25 protein-coding genes are annotated in these 23157 nt (G+C 65.0%); 17 read left to right on the top strand and 8 right to left on the bottom strand.

The window, feature by feature from the left end; translation table 11 throughout:
* The first annotated feature begins 33 nt into the window (after positions 1-33).
* Positions 34-807 carry a 4-hydroxy-tetrahydrodipicolinate reductase gene (dapB, locus tag AB6M95_RS07290; RefSeq protein WP_371386081.1) on the top strand — a complete coding sequence of 258 codons (774 nt, stop codon included), beginning with the start codon at positions 34-36 and terminating at the stop codon, positions 805-807.
* 463 nt (positions 808-1270) lie between these two features.
* Here dapB and cls read toward each other — a convergent pair whose 3' ends face one another.
* Entirely contained in the window at positions 1271-2719 is a 1449-nt protein-coding gene (gene cls, locus AB6M95_RS07285; protein WP_371386080.1) for a cardiolipin synthase, read from the bottom strand.
* Positions 2720-2815: 96 nt separating this feature from the next.
* Between cls and AB6M95_RS07280 the strand changes: the two genes are divergently transcribed.
* Complete coding sequence (locus AB6M95_RS07280; protein ID WP_371386079.1) at positions 2816-4165, top strand: MATE family efflux transporter; 1350 nt, start codon at positions 2816-2818, stop codon at positions 4163-4165.
* Positions 4166-4233: 68 nt separating this feature from the next.
* Here the strand turns inward: AB6M95_RS07280 and AB6M95_RS07275 are convergent, their stop codons facing one another.
* Together AB6M95_RS07275 and AB6M95_RS07270 are read right to left on the bottom strand one after the other, a co-directional pair.
* Positions 4234-4518, bottom strand: coding sequence for an Hpt domain-containing protein (locus AB6M95_RS07275; protein WP_371386078.1), 285 nt, complete (start codon positions 4516-4518; stop codon positions 4234-4236).
* 167 nt (positions 4519-4685) lie between these two features.
* Positions 4686-5315: a CPBP family intramembrane glutamic endopeptidase gene (locus AB6M95_RS07270; protein ID WP_371386077.1), complete on the bottom strand. Its 630-nt coding sequence runs from the start codon at positions 5313-5315 to the stop codon at positions 4686-4688.
* A gap of 248 nt (positions 5316-5563) precedes the next feature.
* Here AB6M95_RS07270 and AB6M95_RS07265 point away from each other — a divergent pair, with 248 nt between their 5' ends.
* Positions 5564-6328, top strand: coding sequence for a substrate-binding periplasmic protein (locus tag AB6M95_RS07265; RefSeq protein WP_371386076.1), 765 nt, complete (start codon positions 5564-5566; stop codon positions 6326-6328).
* 78 nt (positions 6329-6406) lie between these two features.
* Here the strand turns inward: AB6M95_RS07265 and AB6M95_RS07260 are convergent, their stop codons facing one another.
* Complete coding sequence (locus tag AB6M95_RS07260) at positions 6407-6838, bottom strand: ACT domain-containing protein (protein ID WP_371386075.1); 432 nt, start codon at positions 6836-6838, stop codon at positions 6407-6409.
* Between the two features lie 26 nt (positions 6839-6864).
* Positions 6865-8169 (bottom strand): phenylacetate--CoA ligase family protein, encoded by a 1305-nt coding sequence (locus tag AB6M95_RS07255; protein WP_371386074.1) that lies wholly within the window; start codon positions 8167-8169, stop codon positions 6865-6867.
* 322 nt (positions 8170-8491) lie between these two features.
* Here AB6M95_RS07255 and AB6M95_RS07250 point away from each other — a divergent pair, with 322 nt between their 5' ends.
* From AB6M95_RS07250 to AB6M95_RS07220, 7 genes are all read left to right on the top strand, one after another.
* Positions 8492-9079 carry a nitroreductase family protein gene (locus AB6M95_RS07250; RefSeq protein WP_371386073.1) on the top strand — a complete coding sequence of 196 codons (588 nt, stop codon included), beginning with the start codon at positions 8492-8494 and terminating at the stop codon, positions 9077-9079.
* A gap of 32 nt (positions 9080-9111) precedes the next feature.
* Entirely contained in the window at positions 9112-9486 is a 375-nt protein-coding gene (gene rsfS, locus AB6M95_RS07245) for a ribosome silencing factor (RefSeq protein ID WP_371386072.1), read from the top strand.
* A 12-nt stretch (positions 9487-9498) separates the two neighbouring features.
* Complete coding sequence (gpmI, locus tag AB6M95_RS07240; RefSeq protein WP_371386071.1) at positions 9499-11028, top strand: 2,3-bisphosphoglycerate-independent phosphoglycerate mutase; 1530 nt, start codon at positions 9499-9501, stop codon at positions 11026-11028.
* A gap of 2 nt (positions 11029-11030) precedes the next feature.
* Positions 11031-11273 (top strand): hypothetical protein, encoded by a 243-nt coding sequence (locus tag AB6M95_RS07235; protein ID WP_014320939.1) that lies wholly within the window; start codon positions 11031-11033, stop codon positions 11271-11273.
* Positions 11274-11416: 143 nt separating this feature from the next.
* Complete coding sequence (locus AB6M95_RS07230; protein WP_371386070.1) at positions 11417-12043, top strand: hypothetical protein; 627 nt, start codon at positions 11417-11419, stop codon at positions 12041-12043.
* A gap of 409 nt (positions 12044-12452) precedes the next feature.
* Positions 12453-13862, top strand: coding sequence for a methyl-accepting chemotaxis protein (locus AB6M95_RS07225; protein WP_371386069.1), 1410 nt, complete (start codon positions 12453-12455; stop codon positions 13860-13862).
* A 170-nt stretch (positions 13863-14032) separates the two neighbouring features.
* Positions 14033-14416 (top strand): OsmC family protein, encoded by a 384-nt coding sequence (locus AB6M95_RS07220; RefSeq protein ID WP_371386068.1) that lies wholly within the window; start codon positions 14033-14035, stop codon positions 14414-14416.
* 131 nt (positions 14417-14547) lie between these two features.
* Here AB6M95_RS07220 and AB6M95_RS07215 read toward each other — a convergent pair whose 3' ends face one another.
* Complete coding sequence (locus tag AB6M95_RS07215; RefSeq protein ID WP_371386067.1) at positions 14548-15429, bottom strand: DMT family transporter; 882 nt, start codon at positions 15427-15429, stop codon at positions 14548-14550.
* 27 nt (positions 15430-15456) lie between these two features.
* Positions 15457-16116: an LOG family protein gene (locus tag AB6M95_RS07210; protein WP_071547232.1), complete on the bottom strand. Its 660-nt coding sequence runs from the start codon at positions 16114-16116 to the stop codon at positions 15457-15459.
* 169 nt (positions 16117-16285) lie between these two features.
* On the opposite strand from AB6M95_RS07210, the gene AB6M95_RS07205 reads away from it, so the two are divergent.
* The 4 genes from AB6M95_RS07205 to miaA are packed head-to-tail and all read left to right on the top strand — an operon-like array spanning position 16286 to position 19900.
* Positions 16286-17893 carry an MBL fold metallo-hydrolase RNA specificity domain-containing protein gene (locus tag AB6M95_RS07205; RefSeq protein WP_371386066.1) on the top strand — a complete coding sequence of 536 codons (1608 nt, stop codon included), beginning with the start codon at positions 16286-16288 and terminating at the stop codon, positions 17891-17893.
* Positions 17894-17895: 2 nt separating this feature from the next.
* A complete protein-coding gene (gene rsmD, locus AB6M95_RS07200; RefSeq protein WP_371386065.1) occupies positions 17896-18456 on the top strand; it encodes a 16S rRNA (guanine(966)-N(2))-methyltransferase RsmD in 561 nt (186 codons plus the stop codon).
* Positions 18444-18971, top strand: coding sequence for a pantetheine-phosphate adenylyltransferase (gene coaD / locus AB6M95_RS07195; RefSeq protein ID WP_371386064.1), 528 nt, complete (start codon positions 18444-18446; stop codon positions 18969-18971). The genes rsmD and coaD overlap by 13 nt, the downstream gene beginning before the upstream one ends.
* Positions 18971-19900: a tRNA (adenosine(37)-N6)-dimethylallyltransferase MiaA gene (miaA, locus tag AB6M95_RS07190; RefSeq protein WP_371386063.1), complete on the top strand. Its 930-nt coding sequence runs from the start codon at positions 18971-18973 to the stop codon at positions 19898-19900. Before coaD ends, miaA begins: the two co-directional genes overlap by 1 nt.
* Here miaA and AB6M95_RS07185 read toward each other — a convergent pair whose 3' ends face one another.
* Entirely contained in the window at positions 19901-20389 is a 489-nt protein-coding gene (locus tag AB6M95_RS07185) for a SixA phosphatase family protein (RefSeq protein WP_371386062.1), read from the bottom strand.
* 234 nt (positions 20390-20623) lie between these two features.
* On the opposite strand from AB6M95_RS07185, the gene AB6M95_RS07180 reads away from it, so the two are divergent.
* The 3 genes from AB6M95_RS07180 to pgsA are packed head-to-tail and all read left to right on the top strand — an operon-like array spanning position 20624 to position 22967.
* Positions 20624-21484, top strand: coding sequence for a TP0624 family protein (locus AB6M95_RS07180; protein WP_371386061.1), 861 nt, complete (start codon positions 20624-20626; stop codon positions 21482-21484).
* Positions 21477-22379 (top strand): hypothetical protein, encoded by a 903-nt coding sequence (locus AB6M95_RS07175; RefSeq protein WP_371386060.1) that lies wholly within the window; start codon positions 21477-21479, stop codon positions 22377-22379. The genes AB6M95_RS07180 and AB6M95_RS07175 overlap by 8 nt, the downstream gene beginning before the upstream one ends.
* Positions 22380-22400: 21 nt before the next feature.
* Positions 22401-22967, top strand: a complete 567-nt coding sequence (gene pgsA / locus AB6M95_RS07170) for a CDP-diacylglycerol--glycerol-3-phosphate 3-phosphatidyltransferase (RefSeq protein ID WP_371386059.1) — start codon at positions 22401-22403, stop codon at positions 22965-22967.
* The last annotated feature ends 190 nt before the right edge of the window (positions 22968-23157 follow it).

Genomic DNA, 23157 nt, shown 5'->3' with positions numbered 1-23157 from the left:
GCATATGAACTTTTTACCCAAAGGAGTGTCGCTATGACTGACATCGTCATCCTGGGGGCCAAGGGCCGCATGGGCACCATGCTGATCAACCGGACCCTCGCCGACGAGAGCCTGAATCTGGTGGGCGCGTGCGAGCGGAAGGGCCATGCCGACGGCCTGAACTACGAATGCGCGGTCTCCGACTGCCTCGAAGAACTGCTGCCCAACGTGCCGGGCGCGGTGATCATCGACTTCACCGCCCCCGAGGCCTCGGTGACCATGGCCAAGACCGCCGCCAAACACGGCAACCCCGCGGTCATCGGCACCACCGGCCTGAATCCCGAGCAGCAGGCCGAACTGGCCGAGTCCGCCAAGAAGACCCCGATTTTCTGGGCCCCGAACATGTCCGTGGGCGTCAACGTCCTGCTCAAGATCATGCCGCTGCTCGTCCAGGCACTGGGCGATAGCTACGACATGGAGGTCGTCGAGACCCACCACAGGATGAAAAAGGACTCCCCCAGCGGCACCGCCCTCAAGCTGGCCCAGGTCCTGGCCGAGGCGCGCGGCTGGGTCTACGACGACGTCAAGAAGCATTGCCGCGACGGCATTATCGGCGAGCGTCCCCAGAAGGAGATCGGCGTCCAGACCCTGCGCGGCGGCGACGTGGTCGGCGAACACACCATGTTCTTCTTCGGTCCCGGCGAACGGATCGAGGTCACCCACCGCGCCCACTCCCGCGAGACCTTCGCCGCCGGAGCCCTGCGCGCCGCCAAATGGCTGGCCCGGCAGAAACCCGGCAAGCTCTACTCCATGGCCGACATCTTCTAGGCCGGGATATGACTGAACGCCCGAAAGGGAGTCTCTCGCGAGGCTCCCTTTTTTTCATGCCTCCGGCGGGCCCTCGCCGGGCGGGCGTCTCCGACGGCCAGGGAACCCTTTGAGGAAAGGGTTCCCTGGACCCTCCCAAACTTTTTGTGTCGCCTGCGGCGAAGGGGAGGGGATGCGGGGGAGGGCTGTTGGTGCGGAGAGTCGGCGGGCGCGGTCAGGTGGTGTCCCGAAGGGGGCGCGCCGGACATCTTCGGTGCGCGGAAAGTTGCCCGGCGCGCCCCCTTCGGGACGGTTGCCCACGCCGCCAGGAAGGGCGGGGGACTAGAAAATTTGAGAGGGCGGCGGTTTTAACTGTGTAAAAAAAGTTGAGTTATCGCGCTGCCGCCTTCCGCGAAGCGACACCAAAAAGTTTAGGAAGGAAAGGGGGATGGGGGTCCGGGGGAAGGGGGAGGCAACCTCCCCGCTACAAAATGGGCGACAGCAGGCGGGCGAAGCGGATGACGGTTTGTTGGAAGAGGTTTTTTTCGTCGAATTCGTTGGTTCCGGTTTCGACGCAGTGGCCGAAGTCGTTAAGGAACATGGTTTCGATGTCTCTGCAGAAGTCGGGGTCTTCAACGAGCATGGTGATTTCGAAGTTGAGCCGGAAGGAGCGGTTGTCGAGGTTGGCGGTGCCCACGCCCGCCAGGGCGTTGTCGGCCAGGAAGACTTTCTGGTGCAGGAATCCCTCGTCATAGCGGAAGACGCGTATGCCGGGCTGGACGAGTTCCTTGAGGCAGGCGAATCCGGCCTGGTAGACCATCAGGTGGTCGGGCCGCTTGGGCAGCATGATGCGCACGTCCACGCCGCGCATGGCGGCCATCTGCAAGGCCTTCATGACCGAGGTGTCGGGCACGAAATAGGGGCTGGCGATCCAGAACCGTTCCTTGGCCGAGGCGATGGCCTGGATGAACATGAGGGAGCAGTTTTCGAGCACATCGACCGGGCCGGTGGGCAGGGCCAGGACCTCGGCCTTGCCCTGCCTGGCGGGCATGGACAGGTCCAGGTCCGGGATTTCGCTGGTGGCCCAGTACCAGTCCTTGCCGAAGCAGACCTGGATGGGCAGCACGGCCGGGCCGGAGATGCGGGCGTGGGTGTCGCGCCAGCCGCCGTAGCCGTTGTCCTTGCCGCCGAGGTATTCGGTGCCCACGTTGTGGCCGCCGACAAAGGCGGTATGTCCGTCCACGACCACGATCTTGCGGTGATTGCGGAAATTGAGCTGGAAGCGGTTGCCCGGCCCGCGCGTGGTATGGAAGGGGTGGGCCTCGACCCCTGCGGCGCGCAGGGCGTCCCAATAGGCCGCCGGAGTCTTGTAGCTGCCCAGTTCGTCGTAGAGGAAACGGATGTGGATTCCCTGGCGGGCCTTGCGGACGAGCAGTTCCCCGAGCTCCTTGCCCAGGGCGTCGTCGCGGACGATGTAGAACTGAACAAGGACGTATTTTTCGGCCTTTTCGATGGCGGCGAAGATGGCCTTGAAGGTGGCGGGCCCGTTGACCAGCAGCTCCATTTTGTTGCCGCCGAGGTAGGGTGATTCGGCCAGGGTCTCGAAGACCGTGCGCGGCAGATGGGGGAGTTCTCGTTCCGACAGGGGAGTGACCGGCGGCACGTCGTGGCGGTCGCCGATGCGCCGCTGGAACTCGTCCCGGCCGGTGCGCATGGCGTCCACGTATCCGTGGAACTTGGACCGGCCGAAGATCCAGTACAGGGGCAGGGAGATGATCGGAAAGGTGGCCAGGGAGATGGCCCAGGCCACGGCCCCCTGCGGGGTGCGGGTCTCGCGGATGGCGATGAGCGCGGTGATGATGCCCGTGATTTCCATCGCGGTATAGAGGAGGCTGGCGAGGCCGAGCAGGAAGGACATTTCCAAAGATTCCATGGGAGTTATTGGTAACAGAAAACCGTTGAAAAGGGAAAGCTTTGCTTGTCATCGCGGGGGGGATGTGGTCAGGCTTTCCTGGCAGGAGACATCACGGTGCAGGACAAGGCACGACAACCCCAGCGACATCCCTTTCTGGACAAGCCCAACCGGACGCTCATCCGCATGGCCGTGCCCGTGCTTTTTTCCCTGGTGGCCGAGCCGCTGACCGGCCTGGCCGACACCGCTTTCGTGGCGCGGATTCCCGGCTCGGAGCCGGTGGCCGCCCTGGGCGTGGGCACCATGGCCTTTTCGGCGATTTTCTGGGCCTTCACGTTCCTGGGCATCGCCACCCAGACCGAGGTGGCGCACAGCGTGGGCCGGGGCGAGGAGGGCCGCGCGGTCAAGGTGGTCTCCCTGGCCGGCCTGCTGGCGGGCGCGATCGGCCTGGGCCTTCTGGCCGCATCCATCTGGTTCCTGGCGCCCATCGCCTCGGTCTTCGGGGCCGAGGGGCTGGTCAACGACTACGCCTGCGAATATATGTTCTACCGGCTGCTGGGCGCGCCCGCCGTGCTCGTCACCCTGGCCTGCTTCGGCGGATTGCGCGGGGCCCAGGACATGCGCACGCCGCTGTACGTGGCCGTGGGCATCAACGTGATCAACGTCCTGCTGGACTGGCTGCTCATCTTCGGCCACGGGTCGTTCCCAGCCATGGGCGTGGCCGGCGCGGCCATCGCCAGCTCGGTCAGCCAGTGGATCGGGGCCTTCTGGTGCCTGATTGCGGTCTACCGCACCCTCGGCCTGACCTGGCGCATGCGCGGCGCGGGGCTGGCCCGGCTCATGCGCGTGGGCGGCGACCTGTTCCTGCGCACCGGCGCGGTGCTGGTCTTCCTGGCCCTGTGCACCCGGGTGGCCAACCTGTTCGGCGCGGACCAGGGTGCGGCCTTCCAGGCCATCCGGCAGTTCTTCCTGTTTTCGGCCCTGTTCCTCGACGCCTTCGCCATTACCGGGCAGAGTCTGGTGGGCTATTTCCTGGGCGCGGGCGACCGGGACAAGGCCCTCAAGGTGGCCAGTCTGGTCTGCTGGTGGAGTTTCGGCACGGGCGTGGGCCTGTGCCTGGCCATGCTGGCGGGCACCGACCTGGTGGCCTGGCTGCTGGTGCCCCCGGCGGCCTCTGCCGCGTTCGGGCCGGGCTGGATCGTGGTCTCCCTGTCCCAGCCCATCGGTTCCCTGTCGTTCGCCACGGACGGCATCCACTGGGGCACCGGGGATTTCGCCTACCTGCGCAACAGCATGCTCGTGGCCTCGGCCGTGGGCGGGGCGTGCGTCCTGGCCGTGGAGATGGTCCGGCCCCAGCACGTGCTGGTCTATATCTGGCTGGCCTCGGCCCTGTGGACGTTCATCCGTGCGGGGTTCGGCCTGGCGCGCATCTGGCCCGGCGTGGGTGCCGCGCCCCTCAAGGGATAGGCGCAGGGCGCGAAAAAGGCCCGCCGGTCTCGCCGACGGGCCCCATGCAGGCTTCTTTCCGGGCCGGTTCAGTGCTCGGCCAGATAATTGAACATGAATTCGTAGGCGTTGCGCATCTCTTCCTCGAGATTGTCCATGAGCGCCAGGGCCGCGTCCAGGTCACCCGTCTTGCAGGCGTTTTCGAGCTGGAGGCAACACTCGCGCACCCGCTCCACGCCGATGGTGGCGGCCCCGCCCTTGAGGGCGTGGGCCAAATGGCGCAGTTTCTCCACGTCGCCGGAGGAGAGGGCGTCCTTGATGCTCTGGATCCTCTTGGGTTCTTGGGAGATGAATACGGTGAACATCCGTTTCATGAACGGACGACGATCCGCCATTGATTCCAGGAACTTGCTGTCTACTATTTCCTTCCCCACCTTGTCTCCCGCCTCTTGAATACCGCGATTTAACCGATCGCATTCTATCCGTATACTTCGGCGGGCTGTTTTCGGCAACAGGTTTGCGAAGAAAATGGGGTGATCGTTCAGGCCGGGTGGTAGAAGAACCGGCCGAGGCCGACGGTGAAGATGACGCAGCCGTAGGCGGCGTGCTCCAGGGAGGCGAGAAACAGGGAGCCGGTGCGGCGGTAGGTCCGGGTGAATATCCAGCCCGCCGGGATGGTCAGGACCACGGCCACCCAGTTGCCGAAGACGATGTGCAGGAAGGAGAAGGCCAGGACGCTGGCCCACGTCCGGGCACGGTCCGTCCTCAGTATGGGGACGTAGCGGCGGAAGAGGAAGGCCCGGTAGATGGTCTCCTGCGGGAAGGCGGACAGCAGGGGATAGAGGACCATGACGGCCAGCCACAGGAGCGGCCGGGAGCGCGGAAAGCCGAAGAGCTGATCCGGGGCCCAAACGAGGACCACGAGCACCGAACACAGGGCGACAGCCAGGGAACGGAGGGTTATCGCCCTCAGATTGTGTCTGTTCTCACTTAGAAAAATGGAAAAATCCGTTTTTTGGAGATATCCGCCCCTGCCGAGATAGAGCAGGCAACCGCCCGCGAAGACGAGGAGCAGGGGGATTTTGGGAAACGGCAACCAGCCCAGTGCGTGGAGCAGCGGGGTCAGGCCGAACAGGGCCAGGAATTCGAGCCAGAGAAACGGGCCGGGCATGTTGCGTATATACGCACGGTTGCCGGACCGGTCCAGCCTGCCGGGCCGTTGTCATGAAAACGCCACATTTCCTGAAGAATACCGTTCTCCACAAAATTTTATAAAAACCATTTCATGTTCGCACAGGCTGTGGAAAAAATGTGGAAAGAGTTTAAATCTCCCGATACTCTGTTTTATCCGCCTCTGCCTTTGAGATAATAGTCTTCGTCCGCACATATGTACCGGCGAGACAGGCGAAGGAGGTTCGGTTGTTCACAGTGATTCCCCGGCAACCTTTTACGGCGGTTTTGTTACTGGTCCTGGCGTGGACGTGCCTGGCGCGTCCGGTCCTGGCCGGCGATTCGGTCACATTCGCCCTGTTCACCAGGGGATGGCCGCCGTTCGAGATGGTCGTGAACGGAGAACCTCAGGGAGCTGCCCTGGATATCTTCCGCATCTCCATGCCCGTGGGCGTCGAGACCCTCGTGCTGATGGTGCCCGCCTCGCGCAGCGTGCTCAGGACGCCGGGCGACAGGGTCTATGCCCGGCTGGAATGCCGGGAGTGGATGGGCAACGCGGACCTCTACCTGTGGAGCGACCCCGTGCTGACGCTGAGGACGGTGCTCCTGTCCAGGCGGAACCGGCCCGTGGAGTACACGGGCGAGACCAGCCTGTACAACCTGACCATCGGCTGCATCAAAACCTACAGCTATCCCGAGGTGGACCCGCTGTTCAAGAACGGCAAGGCCTCCCGCTATGACGTGAACAGCGACGTGGTCCTGTTGCGCATGCTCAAGGCGGGCAGGGTGGATGTGGCCCTGTTCGACGAGTGCACGGCCCGCTGGATGATCCGCAGCTCCCCGGAATTGAGCATGGAGGATTTTCACGTCTCGAAACGGGAGCTGGGCAGCGCGGAGCTGCGGTTCGCCTTCAATCGGCATCCGGGCTGGGAGTCGCGCCTGGGCGAGATCAACGAGCGCATCAGGGCCAACCGGGAGAACGGCGTCTACCGGGAAATCATGGACCACTACTGATTGCGTTTCGGAGCACGGGCCGAAAAAAAGGGTGAGGGCATGACGCCTTCACCCTTTTTTCGCGTGGTCGCGGGAGCGCTACATGGTGTAGAGCTTGTCGCCGGGGATGATGTTGATGTTGTTCTTCTGGAGCAGTTCTATGCCCTGGTCCGTGCGGTCGAAGCGGAAGATCAGGATCGCGGAATCGCCGGACTGCTGGACGAAGGCGTACATGTACTCCACGTTGATGCCCGCCTCCTGGAGCATGGTCAGGATGTCGTTCAGGCCGCCGGGCTGGTCGTTGACCTCCACGGCCACCACCGAGGTGCGGCCCACGGTGAAGCCCGCTTCCTTCAGCTTGGCCTTGGCCTTTTCGAAGTCGGACACGATCAGGCGCAGGATGCCGAAGTCCGAGGTGTCGGCCAGGGACAGGGCGCGGATGTTCACCTGGGCCTCGGAGAGGATGCGGGTGACCTCGGCCAGGCGCCCGGCCCGGTTTTCCAGAAATATGGAGAGTTGATCGACTTTCATAGTGTTCTCCTTGGCTTATTGACTGGTTAGTCCTTGTGGCGGTTGTCGATGATGCGCTTGGCCTTGCCCAGGGAACGCTCGATGCTCTTGGGCTCGACCAGTTTGACCTTGGCGGTGACGCCGAGGAATTCCTTAATGTTCTTCATTACCTTTGATTCCACACGCTGTAAACTCTTGATCTCGTCGGAGAACAGGGACTCGTTGACCTCCACCTGGACCTCCAGGGTGTCGAGGTTGCCCTGGCGTTCGATGATCAGCTGGTAGTGCGGGGTCAGCCCCTCGGTGTCGATGAGGATGGACTCGATCTGGGACGGGAACACGTTGACGCCCCGGATGATGAGCATGTCGTCGGAGCGGCCGGTGACGCGCTTCATGCGCACGGTGGTGCGGCCGCACTTGCACGGCGTGTAGTTCAGGGTGGTCAGGTCGCGGGTGCGGTAGCGGATGAGCGGGATGCCTTCCTTGGTCAGGGTGGTGAAGACCAGCTCGCCTTCCTCGCCCGGGCCCACGGGTTCGCCGGTGACCGGGTCGATGGTCTCGGCCAGGAAGTGGTCCTCCTGGATGTGCAGGCCGTCCTGGGCGGCGGCGCATTCGATGGCCACGCCGGGGCCCATGATTTCGGACAGGCCGTAGATGTCGATGGCCGTGATGCCGAGCTTCTTCTCGATGTCCGCGCGCATCTCGTTGGTCCAGGGCTCGGCCCCGAAGATGCCGATGCGCAGGGGCAGTTCGCGGATGTCGATGCCCATCTCCAGGCCGGTCTCGGCCAGAAACAGGGCGTAGGAGGGGGTGCAGCAGATGACGTCCGGGGCGAAGTCCTTGAGCAGGGTGACCTGCCTGCGGGTGGAGCCGCCGGACATGGGCACCACGGTGGCGCCCAGAGCCTCGGCCCCGTAGTGCGCGCCCAGGCCTCCGGTGAACAGGCCGTAGCCGTAGGCGTTGTGGACCGTGTCGGCGGCGGAGGCCCCGGCGGCCATCAGGCATCGGGCCACCAGTTCGCCCCAGTTCTCGATGTCGCGCTTGGTGTAGCCGACCACGGTGGCCGTGCCGGTGGTGCCGGAGGAGGAATGGATGCGCACGATCTGGTCCTTGGGGACGGCGAACATGCCGAAGGGATACTGGTCGCGGAGGTCCTGCTTGACCGTAAACGGAAGCAAGGAGACGTCCTTCAGGGTCTTGATGTCCTGGGGCTTGACGCCTTTTTCGTCAAATTTCCTCTTGTAGAACGGGACATTGGCATATACCCGCTCGCACAGCGACTTGAGCCTGCGCAGTTGGAGCGCTTCCATATCCTCCCTGGGCAGGGTCTCGTTCCTCACGTCGTAGATCATCCCTTCATCCTCCTTGGGCGGCCTTGAATCGGCCATGCTGTCCATATGAAAAAACCACGGTCTGATACAGCCCGTGGTCCGCTCCCGCGCCTTCCCCGCGCCATTCCATAAGCCACGAGCCTCCTACAGGGAGCCCGTAAACCAAAAAAAGCGCGCAAATAGGTATTGTTGCATAGGCCAAACAGTGCCCCATGTCCCGGTTTGCGTCAAGGGGTTTGTGGGCCGTGGCCGGTCGTCGGACAGTTGTTTGGGGCGCTCTTGTTGCGGACCGGTCCAAAGTGCATTACACAATCGGAGGTTAACAACCAACAGTGGAGCAACCATGACATTCAGGGAATTGATGGAACGCAACCGGTCGCGGCGCAAGTTTGACGAATCCAGACCGGTGAGCGCGGACGAACTGACCGATTTGGTGGACCTGGTCCGGTTCATGCCTTCGGGCAGGAACCTCCAGCCGCTCAAGTACATCGTCACCGCCGACCCGGCGCAGTGCGCCGAAATCTTTCCGCTTCTGGGCTGGGCAGGCTATCTCGCGGACTGGAAGGGCCCGGCCGAGGGCGAGCGGCCCACGGGCTACATCATCATGCTTCTGGACAAGGATGTGGCCGACACGCCCCACTGCGACCACGGCATCGCCTGCCAGAGCCTCATGCTCGGGGCGGTGGACAAGGGGTACGGCGGATGCATCATCGCCACGGTCAACAGGAAGAAGCTGGCCGCGATATTCGACCTCCCGGACCGTTTCGAGATTCTCATGGTCCTGGCCCTGGGCGTCCCGGCCCAGGAAGTGGTCCTGGAATCGCTTCCCTCGGACGGCAGTATCAAGTATTGGACCGGCGAAGACGGCAAGCACCACGTGCCCAAGCGCGGGCTCGAAGAGATCCTTGTGGGACGGTTCCCCGAGGATTGATGGTGGGTTACACCAAACACTAAGGACAGACATTGCTTAATAAAGAAAAGAAATTCGCCGAAATGGCGAGCATCGACAAGGCCCGCGACGTGGCCGGGTGGCTCGACGCCAAGCAGGGCGAGCGGATCAGCATCATCGACGTGTCGGGCCTGAGTTCGGTCACGGACATGATCCTGGTGGTCTCGGCCCGGGGCGTGAAGCATGCCCAGGCCCTGGCCTCCCACGTCCTGGACAGGGCGGCCGAGGAGAACATCGAGTTCCTGAGCATGGAGGGACACAAGACCGGCGAGTGGGTCCTGATCGACCTGAACGACGTGCTGGTCCACGTGTTCCTGGACGAGCTCCGGGAGTTCTACAACATCGAAGGCATGTGGACCGAAGCTCCCCGCGTGGAGTTCGAGGCCTAACGGACTATGGACATGGCCGAACCAAAGAAGACACTGCTGCTGATACTGGACGGCTGGGGCATCGCCCCGGAGAGCGCGGGCAACAGCGTGCGCAACGCCGCTACTCCGCATCTCGACCGCCTCCTGGCCGAGTACCCCTCCACCCGCCTGACCTGCTCGGGACGCGCCGTGGGGCTGCCCGACGGCTTCATGGGCAACTCCGAGGTGGGGCACATGAACATCGGCGGGGGCCGTGTCATCTACCAGGACATGACCCGCATCGACATGGCCATCGAGGACGGCTCCTTCTTCAGGAATCCGACCCTCAAGGCGCTCATGGACAAGACCAAGGCCGGTTCCGGGCGGCTGCACCTCATGGGGCTGCTCTCGGACGGCGGGGTTCATTCGCACCTGCGCCACCTGTTCGCCCTGCTGGACATGGCCAAAACCGAAGGTGTCCCCGAGGTCTTCATCCACGTCTTCATGGACGGCCGCGACACGGCCCAGAAGGGCGGGCTCGCCTACATGCGCACCCTGCTGGCCAAGCTCGACGAGCTCGGCCTGGGCAAGGTGGCCACCCTGTCCGGCCGGTTCTGGGCCATGGACCGCGACAAGCGGTTCGAGCGCGTGGAAAAGGCCTACCGGGCCCTGGTGGACGGCCTGGGCGAGTCCATCGACGATCCGGTCGCGGCCATCGAGGCGCGCTACGCCGAAGGCGAGTTCGACGAGTTCGTCAAGCCGAGCGTGGTGGCGGGCGTGGGCGGGCGCATCCAGGACGGCGACGGCCTGTTCTTCTTCAACTTCCGCGCCGACCGCGCCAGGGAGATCAGCCGGGCCATCTTCGAAAAGGATTTCGAGGAGTTCGACCGTCCTCGCGTGCCGGAGTTGGCCATGTTCGCGACCATGACCCGGTACGAGTCGACCTTTCCCATGGCCACGGCCTTTCCGCCCGAGGACTACGCGGGCACCCTGGGCGAGTTCGCCTCCGCCCACGGCATGAAGCAGCTGCGCATCGCCGAGACCGAGAAGTACGCCCACGTGACCTATTTCCTGAACTGCGGGCGCGAGGAGCCGTTCCCGGGCGAGGACCGGGTCATGATCCCGTCCCCGCGCGAGGTGGCCACCTACGACCTCAAGCCGCAGATGAGCGCCGACGAAGTGGCCGACACCCTGATCGCCAAGTGGGGCGGGTACGACCTGTGCGTCTGCAACCTGGCCAACCTGGACATGGTCGGGCACACCGGCATCATGGAGGCCGCCGAAAAGGCGTGCGTGGCCGTGGACGGCTGCGTGGGCCGCATCGTGGACACGGTGCTGGCGGGCGGCGGCCGGGTGCTGATGACCGCCGACCACGGCAACGCCGAGCAGATGCTCGACGCGAGCGGCGCTCCGCACACGGCCCATTCCACCAACCCGGTGCCCCTGGTCTTCATGGAGAAGGGGCGCGAGGGCGCGGTCCTTGAAGAGGGCATCCTCGGCGACATCGCCACCACCATCATCGGGTTGTGGGGCATGGAACCGCCCGCCGGAATGACCGGCAAAAATTTGGTACAAAAGGGATAAACATGGCTGAAAGCAAGAAACCCCTGACCCCGGTGAAGCCCGCGGCCATGGAAATGATCTTCCTCTACCCCTGCCCGCACTGCGGCCGGGAGGTTCCGCTCATCGCGCCGTCCCGGCCCGCCATGGCCCAATGCGACGCCTGCCGCGAGAACTTCCCCATCGTGCCGGTGGACGACCGGACCATCCGCTACCTCAAGCTCATCCTGGCCGGGGGCAAGGCGGGCATCGACCCGGACTTCCTCTAGCCCGGCGGGCACAGGCCCGGTTCCCGGAACGGGCGGCGGGCACTTTGATTGAAGCGAAATCCCCTATGGCGTCGTCGTAGGGGATTTTCATTGCATATTCGGACAATGTCGGACCTGAACCATATTCAGCGGAGGATGAAACGATGCTGAGCGTTCCTTGGCGGCCCCGTGGCTTATCCTGGATATTCCTGTTGCTTGCCCTGGTCGCGGCCGGAGGGGCGGCGTCCGTCTGTTGGGCGGGCGGTCCCGGAACGGCGGCCGCCGGCAAGGACAACGCGCCTGCCTTCACCATGGCGTTTCCAGCCGACTTCACGGTCTATGACGACCCGAAGGCGTTGGCTCAGGAGAGCTATTTCCCGCTGGACGACGGTTCCGTGCTTCTCGGCGGCTGCTATTCCGGCCCGGATTACGCGGGCACGAACTTCGGTAGCGCCTGCGTCGTGGTGTCCGTCTCCCCGGCTGAGGAGGACGGCGACGATTGCGCGCGCTTCGACGGGGACAGCCTGTGCGGGGCGGAGCAGGGGGTGCGCGACGCGGCCGTGAACGGCCTGCCCTTCAAGCGGGGCGACATGTCGGACGCGGCCATGGGCCACCGGCTGGAGGCGCGGGACTACTGGACCGTCCGCGGCGGGCAACGGTACGACATCCGGCTTTTCCTGAGCTACACCGACATCGGGATGTACGGCCCGGGCGAGAAACGCGAGTTTTCCCGGGAGGATTGCTGGGCCAGGCTGAACGCCGTGCTGAACACCTTTTCCTTCCGTCGGTGACCTTCCAGTGGGGATCGACCGGCGGGTCAATTTGTGGCCCGCCTTTTGCTTGAACGTACCATTGGTTGTCTACAGTCCGTATTGGGGAAGAAGAGGGATGATGCAGAAAAAAGGTATTTTTTTGGCGGTGTTGTCGATTATTTCAACGGTCTTTGGCCTGTCCGCCGGGGCCGGAACGGCCTGGGCGTCGGATGGCGAGGTTACAATTCTGTCAGGATTGTTCGGGAGCTCGGCCTGGGGCCTGGTGGTCCTCGCCGTGTTCTTCGCGGCTGCGTGCGCGGCCTGCATCCTGCTGACGGCGAAGGTTATTCATAATAAATATAAAGTGTTGGAAAAGGTTTCCGGGCGCATCGCCGAGGGGCTCCCCAATGTGGAAGTGCCTGCGGGCGGCGATGACAATTTTGGCAGGATGGCCGCTGATCTGAGTCAGATCGTAAGTTACATCGCCGAGTTGGAGGCCAAAGCCGAAAAGAGCGAAAATGTAGCCAAGGAGGCCGAGGCCCGCGTGAAAGAGGCCCTGGCCCAGGCCGCCCAGGCGCGCAAGCAGGGCGAAGCCGCCCGGTGCGAGGGGCTGTTGTCCGCCGCCGGGACCCTGGAGCATTCGGTCCAGGCCATCCGCGACCATTCGGCCACCCTCGGGGTGTCCACGGGCAGGGCGCGTGAAGGCGCGGCCGAGCAGCAGCGGCTTATCTCCGAGGCCGCTTCGGCCATGGAGGAGATGAACGCGGCCGTGGGCGAAACCGCGGTCAGCGCGGGCGCGGCCGCCGAGGATGCGGACAAGGTCATGGAGCGGGCCGAGTCCGGTTCCGCCGTGGTCACCCGGACCATCGACTCCATCAGCGCGGTCTCCCAAAATTCCCAGTCCCTGGTCGAGAGCGTGGCCGGGCTCGGCTCTCAGGCCGAAGGGGTCGGCGCGATCATGGGCGTGATTTCCGACATCGCGGACCAGACCAACCTTTTGGCGCTCAACGCGGCCATCGAGGCCGCCCGGGCGGGCGACGCCGGGCGCGGTTTCGCCGTGGTGGCCGACGAGGTGCGCAAGCTGGCCGAGAAGACCATGGACGCCACCCGCGACGTGGGCGTGGCCATCGAGGGCATCCAGGCCCAGGTGGCCCGGACCATCGACGGGGTCAGGACCATGTCCGGCCTGGCCGACGAGGCCGCCGGGCTGGCCCGCGAATCCGGGTCCGCCCTGAAGGAGATCGTGTCTCACTCCGGGACCAGCGCCGAACGCATCGGAGCCATTGCCGCCGCCTCCAGCCAGCAGTCGGTGGCCAGCGAGGCGGTCACCCGGACCATCACGGCCGTGCACGACATCTCCTCCGACACGGACGAGGGCATGGCCGAGGCCGCCCGGGCCGTGGACGAGCTGACCGGCCGCGTGGAAGAGCTGACCGTCATGACCGGCGTGTTCCGGCTGGTGGGCAGCGGCCGGGTCCAGGAGATCATCGGCGCCCTGGCCGAGTCCGAGGCCGTCCGGTCGGGACGGCGCGAACGGCTGGAGCAGGCCATGCGCGACGCCCTCAAGCGGAACGAATTCCTCGAGCTTCTGTACATCACCGACGCGAGCGGCAGGCAGCTGGTCAGCAACATGGGGGGCAAGGTCTCCGGCTTCGCCGAGGACCCGTCGGCCTTCGGCTCGGACTGGACCGGTCGCGCCTGGTTCCGGGGCGTGGCCGAGAACGGCACCTTCCACATCTCCGACGTCTACACCTCATCGGCCTCGGGCCACGAGTGCATCACCGTGTCCGGGCCCTTCTTCGGCAGGAACGGCAAGATGCTCGGCGTGATCGCGGCGGACGTGAGCGTTTCCGTCTAGGGCGGCCTCCGTTCTTCACCTCTTTCCCCCGGCCCGGCACCGGGAGCGGGGAGCAACCGCCCCGGGCGCGCCGCGTCCGGGGCGTTGCATTGTATCCGGTACGGCACTATGGTCTGCCCACCGGCGAGTGCGCCGGCCCGTTCAATCGATTGCAACAACGAGGTACGAACATGATCACTACCAAGAGCAAACAAGACGATTATCTGACGGAATTCACGGACGGCACCTATGTGGGCCAGTGCGACGCCCCGGTGGGCAAGGGCGGCCAGGACGCCGGGTTCACGCCCTTCGCCCTGCTGGAAGCCTCCCTGGCCGGATGCCTGAACATCACCCTGCGCGCCTTCGCCAAGTCGCACGACATCGAACTGGGGTCCGCCACCGTGGAGACCACGGTCACCCTGGTGCCCGGCGAGGACGGCTCCACCTTCGAATACAGCGTCAAGCTGCCCGACGGCCTGAGCGAAAAGGATACGAAACGGCTGCTTGCGGCCCTGAAGGGCTGCCCCATCCACGGCCTGCTCAGCAAGCCCGTGGCCTTTGCGCTGAAGGCGTAACACCCCGCGAGACCCGCGTTTCGGAAATTTCCGCAACGCGCGGGCCATGCGACGACAAACGGCACGCGACCCGGTCGCGTGCCGTTTTCTTTTATCGGGATGGATGCGTCCGGTTATCTCCCCGGACGGCGTCAGGCGCGTTTCCTGGGGGCGTACTGCATAAGGGCGTTGCCCGCGAGGATGAAGGCCAGGCCGGCCACCGTGGCCGGGTGGATGATCTCGCCCACCAGGAAATGGATGAAGACCAGGGAGAGGAAGGGCGACAGGAAGATGAGGTTGGCCACGCGCGCGGTGCCGCCGCCGTCGGGCCGGGCCGCGTATTTCATGGCCGTGAGCCACAGGGCGAAGGTGATGCCCATCTCGAAGAGGCCCACGTAGGTGGCGGCCAGGAGCGGGCCCGCTGCGAGGGGCGGCAGCCCGGAAAAGAGCAGGGTGGCCGCCAGGATGAAGGGAAAGCCGGTCAGGAAGCTCATCAGCAGCCCGGCCATGGGGTTGGCCTGGCTGCGGGTGTTGAAGATCCAGTACAGGGCCCAGATGATCGTGCTGCCCAGGGCCAGGGCCACGCCGGGCAGGCTGGAGAACTGCATGCCGAGCGGGTCGCCGTGGGTGGAGATGACCACCACGCCGAGGTAGCTGAGGAGGATGGCGGCGAGCGCCTTGAGCGAGAGCTTCTGGCCGAGCAGGGGCACGGACAACAGGGACAGGGTCACGGCCCAGGTGTAGTTGATGGGCTGGGCCTCCTGCGCGGGCAGCAGGTCGTAGGCCTTGAATAGGATGGTGTAGTAGAGGAACGGGTTGAGCAGGCCGAGCAGGGCGCAGCGCAGCGTCTCCTTGCGGCCCATCCGGACCAGTTCGCCGAGTTTGCCCTGAAGGAGCAGGATGCCCGCCAGGGCCGCGATGGATACGGCGCAGGCGCAGAGCAGCAGCTGCAGCGGGTCGAGGTCGCGCAGGGCGATCTTGAAGGCCGAGGCCACGGTGGACCAGATGGACACCGTGGCCAGGCCGTAAAGCATGGCTTTCCCGCTGTCGGTCACGGCGGGCTACACGATGACGTGCTTGCGGATGTAGCTGACCACCTCGTCCACGTCGTCGGTGACCTTGAACAGGTCGAGGTCCTCGGCCCTGCAGAAGCCGTTGGGGACCATCTGGCTCTTGAACCAGTCGATGAGCCCGGACCAGAACTCGGTGCCGAAAAGGACGATGGGGAACGGCTTGATGCGGTGGGTCTGGATGAGCACCAATGCCTCGGACAGTTCGTCCAGGGTGCCGTAGCCGCCGGGCAGGGCCACGTAGGCCAGGGCGTACTTGATGAACATGAGCTTGCGGATGAAGAAGTAGCGGAACTCGCTCTTGACGTTCAGGAACTCGTTGTTCTTCTGCTCCATGGGCAGGTGGATGTGCAGGCCGATGGATTCGCCGCCGTTTTCGAACGCGCCCTTGTTGCCCGCCTCCATGAGGCCGGGGCCGCCGCCGGTGATGACCGAAAATCCCGCCTCGGACAATGCCTTGGACAGCTCCACGGTCTTCTGGTAGAGCGGTTCGTCCTGCTTGACCCGGGCCGATCCGAACACGGATACGGCCGGGCCGATCTCGGACAGGTTCTCGAACCCGTCGACGATTTCGGACATGATCTTGAAGAGCCGCCAGGACTCGTGGATGGACAGATCGTCGATGAGATATTGCTTGGAACGATGAATCATTGGTTCTCCTGTGTTCCCATGGCAAGGTTGCCTGGACACGGTTTATGGGGCATGTAGTCTGGGCGGCGGATGCAGGATTCCGCCGACTGCTTCATTACACTGATTTTGTTCCGTTCGGAAGGGGATTATATTCCGGATTCCGGCCGGGACGGCAACGCGAGGATACTGTATGAAAGTCACCTTCATGGGCGCGGCCCGCACCGTCAGCGGTTCCTGTTACATTCTGGAGTGCGGGGGCAAGCGGTTCGCCGTGGACTGCGGCATGCACCAGGGCAACCGGGAGATTGAAAAGCGCAACTGGAACATCGACGCCTATGCCCCCAAGAAGCTGGATTTCATCCTGATCACCCACGCCCACATCGACCACACCGGGCTGTTGCCCGCCCTGGTGGCCAAGGGATACCGCAACCCCATCTACTGCACCGCGCCCACCCGCGACCTGCTGGAGATAATGCTCCTGGACTCGGCGCACATCCAGGAGATGGAGGCCGAGTGGGACAACCGCAAGCAGCGCCGCACCGGCGGCGACATGATCAAGCCGCTGTACACCGTCGCCGACGCCGAACGGACCACGCCGCTGTTCGCCGCCATCCAGTACTCCAAGACCTTCGAGCCCGCGCCGGGCATCAAGGTGACCTACAAGGACGCCGGGCACATCCTCGGTTCGGCCTTCATCGAGATCGAGTACGAGGAGGACGACAAGCTGACCAAGGCGGTCTTTTCCGGCGACCTGGGCAGGCCGGAGCAGCTCATCGTCAACAACCCGTCCGACATGGAGTGCGCCGACTACCTGTTCATGGAGTCCACCTACGGCAACCGCAACCACGTGGACGAGAAGGGCAGCCTGGACGAACTGGCCGAGGCCATTGCCTACAGCTACGGCAACGGCGAGAAGGTGGTCATTCCGGCCTTTGCCGTGGAGCGCTCCCAGCAGATCATCTATTCCCTGTTCCTGCTCAAGAAGCAGGGCAAGCTGCCCGCGGACATGCCCATCTACCTGGACAGCCCGCTGGCCATTCGGGCCACGGAGATTTTCCGCCAGCACCCCGAATATTTCGACGAAGAGACCCAGAAGTACATCCGGAACGGGGAGAATCCCCTGGACCTGCCCAACCTTCATTTCACCCAGACGCGCGAGCAGTCCCAGGCCATCAACGAGACCCAGGGACCGGCCATCATCATCTCGGCCAGCGGCATGGCCAATGCGGGGCGGATCAAGCACCACCTCAAGCACAACCTGTGGCGTCCGGGGGCCAGCGTGGTCTTCGTGGGCTGGCAGGGCGTGGGCACACCGGGCCGCAAGATCGTCAACGGGGCCGACAAGATCACCATCTTCGGCGAGGAGGTCCTGGTCAAGGCCAAGGTCTTCACCATCAACGGCTTCTCCGGCCACGCCGGGCGCGACGAGCTCCTGAACTGGCTCGGCACCATGCAGGGCAAGCCCATCAAGGTCCTGCTCGTGCACGGCGAGGCCGAGGTGCAGAACGAGTTCGCCAAGCTGATCACCGAGAAGTTCGGGTTCGAGGTGCACATCCCCGAGTACATGGAGGTCCTGGAGCTCATGCCGGGCAAGGAGCTCGAGCCCGTGGTGGACCTGGAAGTGGCCCGGCCGCGCGTGGACTGGGAATTCCTGCTGGCCGACTCCGAGACCTTGTACCAGGAGCTGCGCAACCGCCTCCGCGACGTGGAAAAGCGCCCGTGGGTGGACCAGGCCGAGCTGCGCGACAAGCTGCTTGACATCAACCGCACCATCGTGGAGCTCGTCTCCGAGATGTAGCCGTGCGGATCGTCGGAGGCCAATACAAGGGGCGCAGGATACTGACCTGCGAAGGCCCGGGATACCGGCCCGCCACCATGAAGGTGCGCGAGTCGGTCTTCTCCATGATCATGGCGCGGGGCGTGGATTTTCAGGACGCGCGGGTCATCGACATGTTCGCCGGAAGCGGCTCCCTGGCGCTCGAATGCCTCAGCCGGGGCGCGCCCACGGCCTGGTTTGTGGAGAAGAGCCCCAAGGCCGCCGCGCTCATCCGCCGCAACCTGGCGGACCTCAATGTGGAAAAATTCCGCTACAGGGTGGTCTGCAAGGACCTTTTTGGTGTATTGTCCAAGGGGCCGGACCAGCCCTTCGATCTGGTCTTCATCGACCCGCCCTACGGCCACGACCTGCTCGTCCCGGCCCTGGAGAAGGCGCTCGGGAACGGCTGGATCGCGCCGGGCGCGCTGGTCCTGGCCGAGGTGGAGAGCCGGGTCACCCCCCCGCAGGACGGACCCGTGGGGGCCATGGAATTGCTAACCGACCGGGAATACGGTCAAACCAGGATTTTACTATGGCGAAATTGAACCCCAGGCTGGCCGTCTACCCCGGCACATTCGATCCTTTGACCATGGGCCACGTGAGTCTGACCCGCCGGGGGCTGAAGGTCTTCGACAACATCATCCTGGCCGTGGCCGAGAGCACGCCCAAGAAGACGCTGTTCACCGTGGGCGAGCGCGTGGCCCTGGCCCAGGACGTGTTCCGCGACGAGCCGAGGGTCACGGTGGCCTCCTTCGACTGCCTGCTCATCGACTACGTGGAGAGCCGGGGAGCCGGGGCGATCATGCGCGGCCTGCGCGCGGTCTCGGACTTCGAGTACGAGTTCCAGATGGCCCTCATGAACCGCAAGCTCAAGTGGGAGATCGAGACCGTCTTCATGATGACCGACTTCAAGTGGATGTACCTGAGCTCCACCATCGTCAAGGAAGTGGCCCAGTACGGCGGCGACATCCGGGGGCTGGTCCCCGGCCCGGTGGCCACGGCCCTGTCCGTCAAGTACGGCGTCAAGCCCCAGGATTGGGGACACAACCACTACATCTGATGCATTCGCGGCCTCCCATCGTCTGCCTGCTCGGCCCCACCGGCACGGGCAAGACCGCGGCGGCCATCGCCATTGCGGGCCGTCTGCCCGCGAGCGTCATCAACTTCGACTCCCGCCAGGTCTACCGCGACTTCCCGATCATCACCGCCCAGCCCGACGCGGACGAGCGCGCCGCCTGCCCGCACCATCTCTACGGCTTCCTGCCCACGGAGGAGAAGATGACTGCGGCCAAATTCGTGGAACTGGCCGTGGACAGGATCGAGGAAGTGCGCGGGGAAGGGCGGCTGCCCATCCTGGTGGGCGGCACCGGGCTCTATCTCCGCTCGCTGTTGTCCGGCATCGCGCCCATCCCCGAGATTCCCGGGGACGTCCGCCGCAAGGTTCTTGAGCGCGTCGCCAAGGAAGGGCCCCAGGCCCTGCACGCCGAGCTGTCGCGAACCGACCCGGACTACGCGGCCAAGATCCATCCCAACGACACCCAGCGCAACGCCCGGGCCGCCGAGGTCTGGCTGGCCACGGGCCGGACCATGACCTGGTGGCACACCGAGAGCGAGCACGCCCCGGCGCCGTACGCCGCCCTCAAGGTGGGCATGCGCATCGCCCTGAGCGAGCTCGAACCGCACCTGGCCGGGCGCATCGACGTCATGCTCGAGCGCGGGGCCCTGGACGAGGCCCGGGCCGCCTTCGCGCGCTGTCCGGACCCGGACGCGCCGGGCTGGACCGGCATCGGCTGCGCCGAACTGCTCGGATTCCTGCGCGGCGAGCTGACCCTGGCCGAGGCCCGCGAGAAGTGGGTCAGGAACACCCGGGCGTACGCCAAGCGGCAGATCACCTGGTTCAACAAGGAAGAGGACATCCATTGGTTCGCGCCCGGCGAGAACGGGCCCATCGCGGACCTGGCGGAAGGGTGGCTTCGGGAGCGGGGCTGATCAGCTTTCGCCCAGGATGGCCAGTTGCGACGGGGTCATGGCCCAGTTCAGGGTCCCGGCGGGCTTGCCCGGCTCGAGGCTGAACTGCATGAGCCCGCCGTTCTCCACGCGGACGTCCACCGCCTTGCCCGGCGACAGTATGGCCGAGGCCAGGAGCCCCAGGGAGGGCAGGTGCCCGGTGATGAGGATGGAATCCAGCCCCTCGTACTCGTGGATGAATTCCAGAGTTTCCGCAGCCGGGGCCATGGCCTTGACCGCGTCCGTGACCACGATGCGGTCCACGGGATAGCCGGTCTGCCGGGCCATGATCTCGGCGGTCTGGACGGAGCGGACCTTGGAGCTTGCCACCACCAGCTGGAAACTCAGGCCGAGGATGGCGGCGGCCCGGGCCGTTTTCTCCACCTGCTCCCGCCCCACGGGACTCAGGGGCTGGTTCGCGTTGACTTCCTTGGGCAGGCAGGCGCCGTGTTGCATTAGATGGATAAGCATGTCTCGCTCCGGTGTTGGTTGTCCGTACCCTCGGAGGGTACCACCGGACCCGCCCACCGGCAAGCGGCTTGCAGAAAACCGGCAAGCACGATACATGGATGATGCCTTGGCCATCCCGGCCGTGCGAGGCCTTGAACACTTCAGGACAGTTATCAGATGCCGTTTCGCATATTTGTTCCCATCATATTGTCGTTATTACTTTTATCTTCGCCGGCGCAGGCCTTTGACGGGCTCGTGCAGACCTTCGGGGGCGACGGGACCATCGCCTGGGGCACCGGCGACCTCTCCGTGGTGAAGTCCATAGATGGCGCGGCCACGGACGAATCCGACGCTGCCCTGTCGCCGCTGGCCGTGCGCAAGGCCGTGGTCCAGGCGCGCAAGCGGCTTCTGGACATGGTCCTGTCCGTGCGCATCGACGGCCACCAGACCGTGGGCGCGTTCCTTTCCGGCGACAGCGACCTGGCCGCCCAGGTTCGCGGGCTCATCCAGAACTCCCTGTACCGGGGGCCGGGCCTCTTCGAGACGGCGGGCACGGTCCGCGTGTCCGAGAGGCTCCGGGGGGAGCTGGCCGAACTCATCCTGCCCAACACCATCCAGTTCCAGAGCGGCATCCCGCCCAAGCTGTCCACGGCCACGGGGCAGGGCGTGGACATGCCCGACAACGCGCCCGAGGAAGTGGGCAGCGGCACGCGCGGCTATACCGGCGTGGTCATCGACGCGCGCGGGCTCAAGCTCACCCCGGCCCTGGCCCCGGTCATCTACGGGCAGGACGGGTACGGCGCCTACGGATATTTCCAGGTCGGCCGGACCGACGTGGCCGACAAGGGCATGGTCGCCTACGCCGTCAGCGACAACCCCAAGGTTCTGGCCGAGCGGGTCGGCAACCGGCCCCTCATGGTCAAGGGGTTGAGCGCCTACGGCTCCTGGCGGACCGATGTGGTCATCGCCGCCTCCGACGCCCGGCTCGTCCGGGCCGTGGTCAAGACCGGTCCCATCGCGGACGGATGCAAGGTGGTCATCCTGGTGGATGCACCCGAAAAGTCGCCCGACAGCGCGGGCGCGGCCGATGCGGCCAAGGGAGAGGGCGATGCGTAAATATATCTTTCTGCTCACCGTGGCCTGCTGCCTGCTGGCCGCCTGGCCCGCCCTGGCCGGGCAGGTCCAGGTCTTCGAGCCCATGGCCGAAGGCATGTCCCAGCGCGACCTGCGCGACAAGGCGCGTGCCCTGGGGTTCGCCCAGGCCGTGCTCGACGAGGTCCAGGTCATGCTCGGGAACAAGCTCCCCGAGTCCCGCGTCGCCTTGCTCAAGGAATACCTCCTCGGCCACGCCGAGCCCTTCATCCAGGGCTACAAGGTCGTCTCCTCCCAGGACTTCCCCGAGGGGCTGAGCCTGACCATGGACGTGCGGGTGGACCGCAGGACCCTGCGCGACAGCCTCGGCGGCATGGGCTTCTTCGCCACCCTGTCGCAGCCCCAGCCCGCCACCGTGGTCTGGCCCGGCGACCTCACCGACGAGGAGTTGCAGGCCCTGCATCATCTCATCAACCTGACCGGGATCGCGCCCGCCGAAGGAGCCTCCCCGGTCTTCACCCTGGAGCGTGGCGGCGACAAGGGCACCTGGAAGTGCCGCCTGTCCTATGACGGGCAGGAGTGGCTGGCCGTCAACGCCGACATGGCCAAGGCCTGGTTCACCCTATGGCCGAGGTTCTTCGACCGGCCCGCGGCACAGTCCGCCCAGACCGGCGGAGAGACCCTGACCGTGTCCGGTTGGTTCTCGCCCGACGGCGTGCTCGAATTCGACCGCGTGCTGCATGGTTGGGACGGTGCCGTCCAGAACGCCCAGCTTGTGGCCATGGACATGCAGCCCTCCGGGGCCGGGGCCACCTGGACCCTGTCCGTGGTCAACCGTTCCCGGCTGGAGATGCTGCTCAATTCCTTTCTGCCCCAGCGCGGCCTGAGTTTCCACCTGGCCGCCGAGAACAGGGACTAAACCGGAGCGAAGAGGGGAACCGTGTCGCGCGACGCCATCTGGACCGTCCCCAACATCCTGACCATCGTCCGCATCCTGCTGACGCCGCTCTTCGTCGTGGCCTATGTGGGCGAGAACTTCAACCTCGCCTGGATTCTCTTTCTCGTGGCCGGGCTGACCGACGCCTTTGACGGCTTCCTGGCCCGGGTCTGGGATCAGCGCACCCAGCTCGGGGCCGTGCTCGACCCGCTGGCCGACAAGGCCCTGCTGGTCACGTCCTTCATCTGCCTGGCCGCCAAGGGCTGGATTCCCTTCTGGTTCGCCGTGCTAGTGGTCAGCCGCGACCTGATCATCGTCGGCGGCCTGGCCGTGCTCAATTTCCTCGGCGTGGACGTCAGGAACCGCATCCGGCCCATCTGGATCAGCAAGTTCAATACCGCCGCCCAGATCGTCCTCGTGGTCGCGGTCATGATCCACCGCACCTTCGGAATCGGCTACGGCTACATGCTCGGCACCCTCGTGGCCGTCACCGCCCTGTCCACCACCCTGTCCGGCATCGCCTACGTCCGCCGAGGCTTCCAACTCTTCTCCGAACAGGCCGAAGGGTAGGGGGGGGCGCCTCCGGCGGCCGGGGGAAGGGGGAAAGGAAACCCTTTGGGAAAAGGGTTTCCTTGTGCAACCGGAAACATGGGTAACAGTTCTGCCCGGGTACATGGGTAACACTTTTATTGTTCGTCCACCGGTTCCGGGGGCCTGATCAGGCCCCCGGAACCGGTGGCGGGCAGGACGCCGAGCAGGA

This window comes from Pseudodesulfovibrio karagichevae (assembly GCF_041414475.1).
Classification (GTDB): Bacteria; Desulfobacterota; Desulfovibrionia; order Desulfovibrionales; family Desulfovibrionaceae; genus Pseudodesulfovibrio; species Pseudodesulfovibrio karagichevae.
The sequence above is the reverse complement of the archived record's forward strand: the minus strand, read 5'-3'. Positions and strand labels throughout refer to the sequence as shown.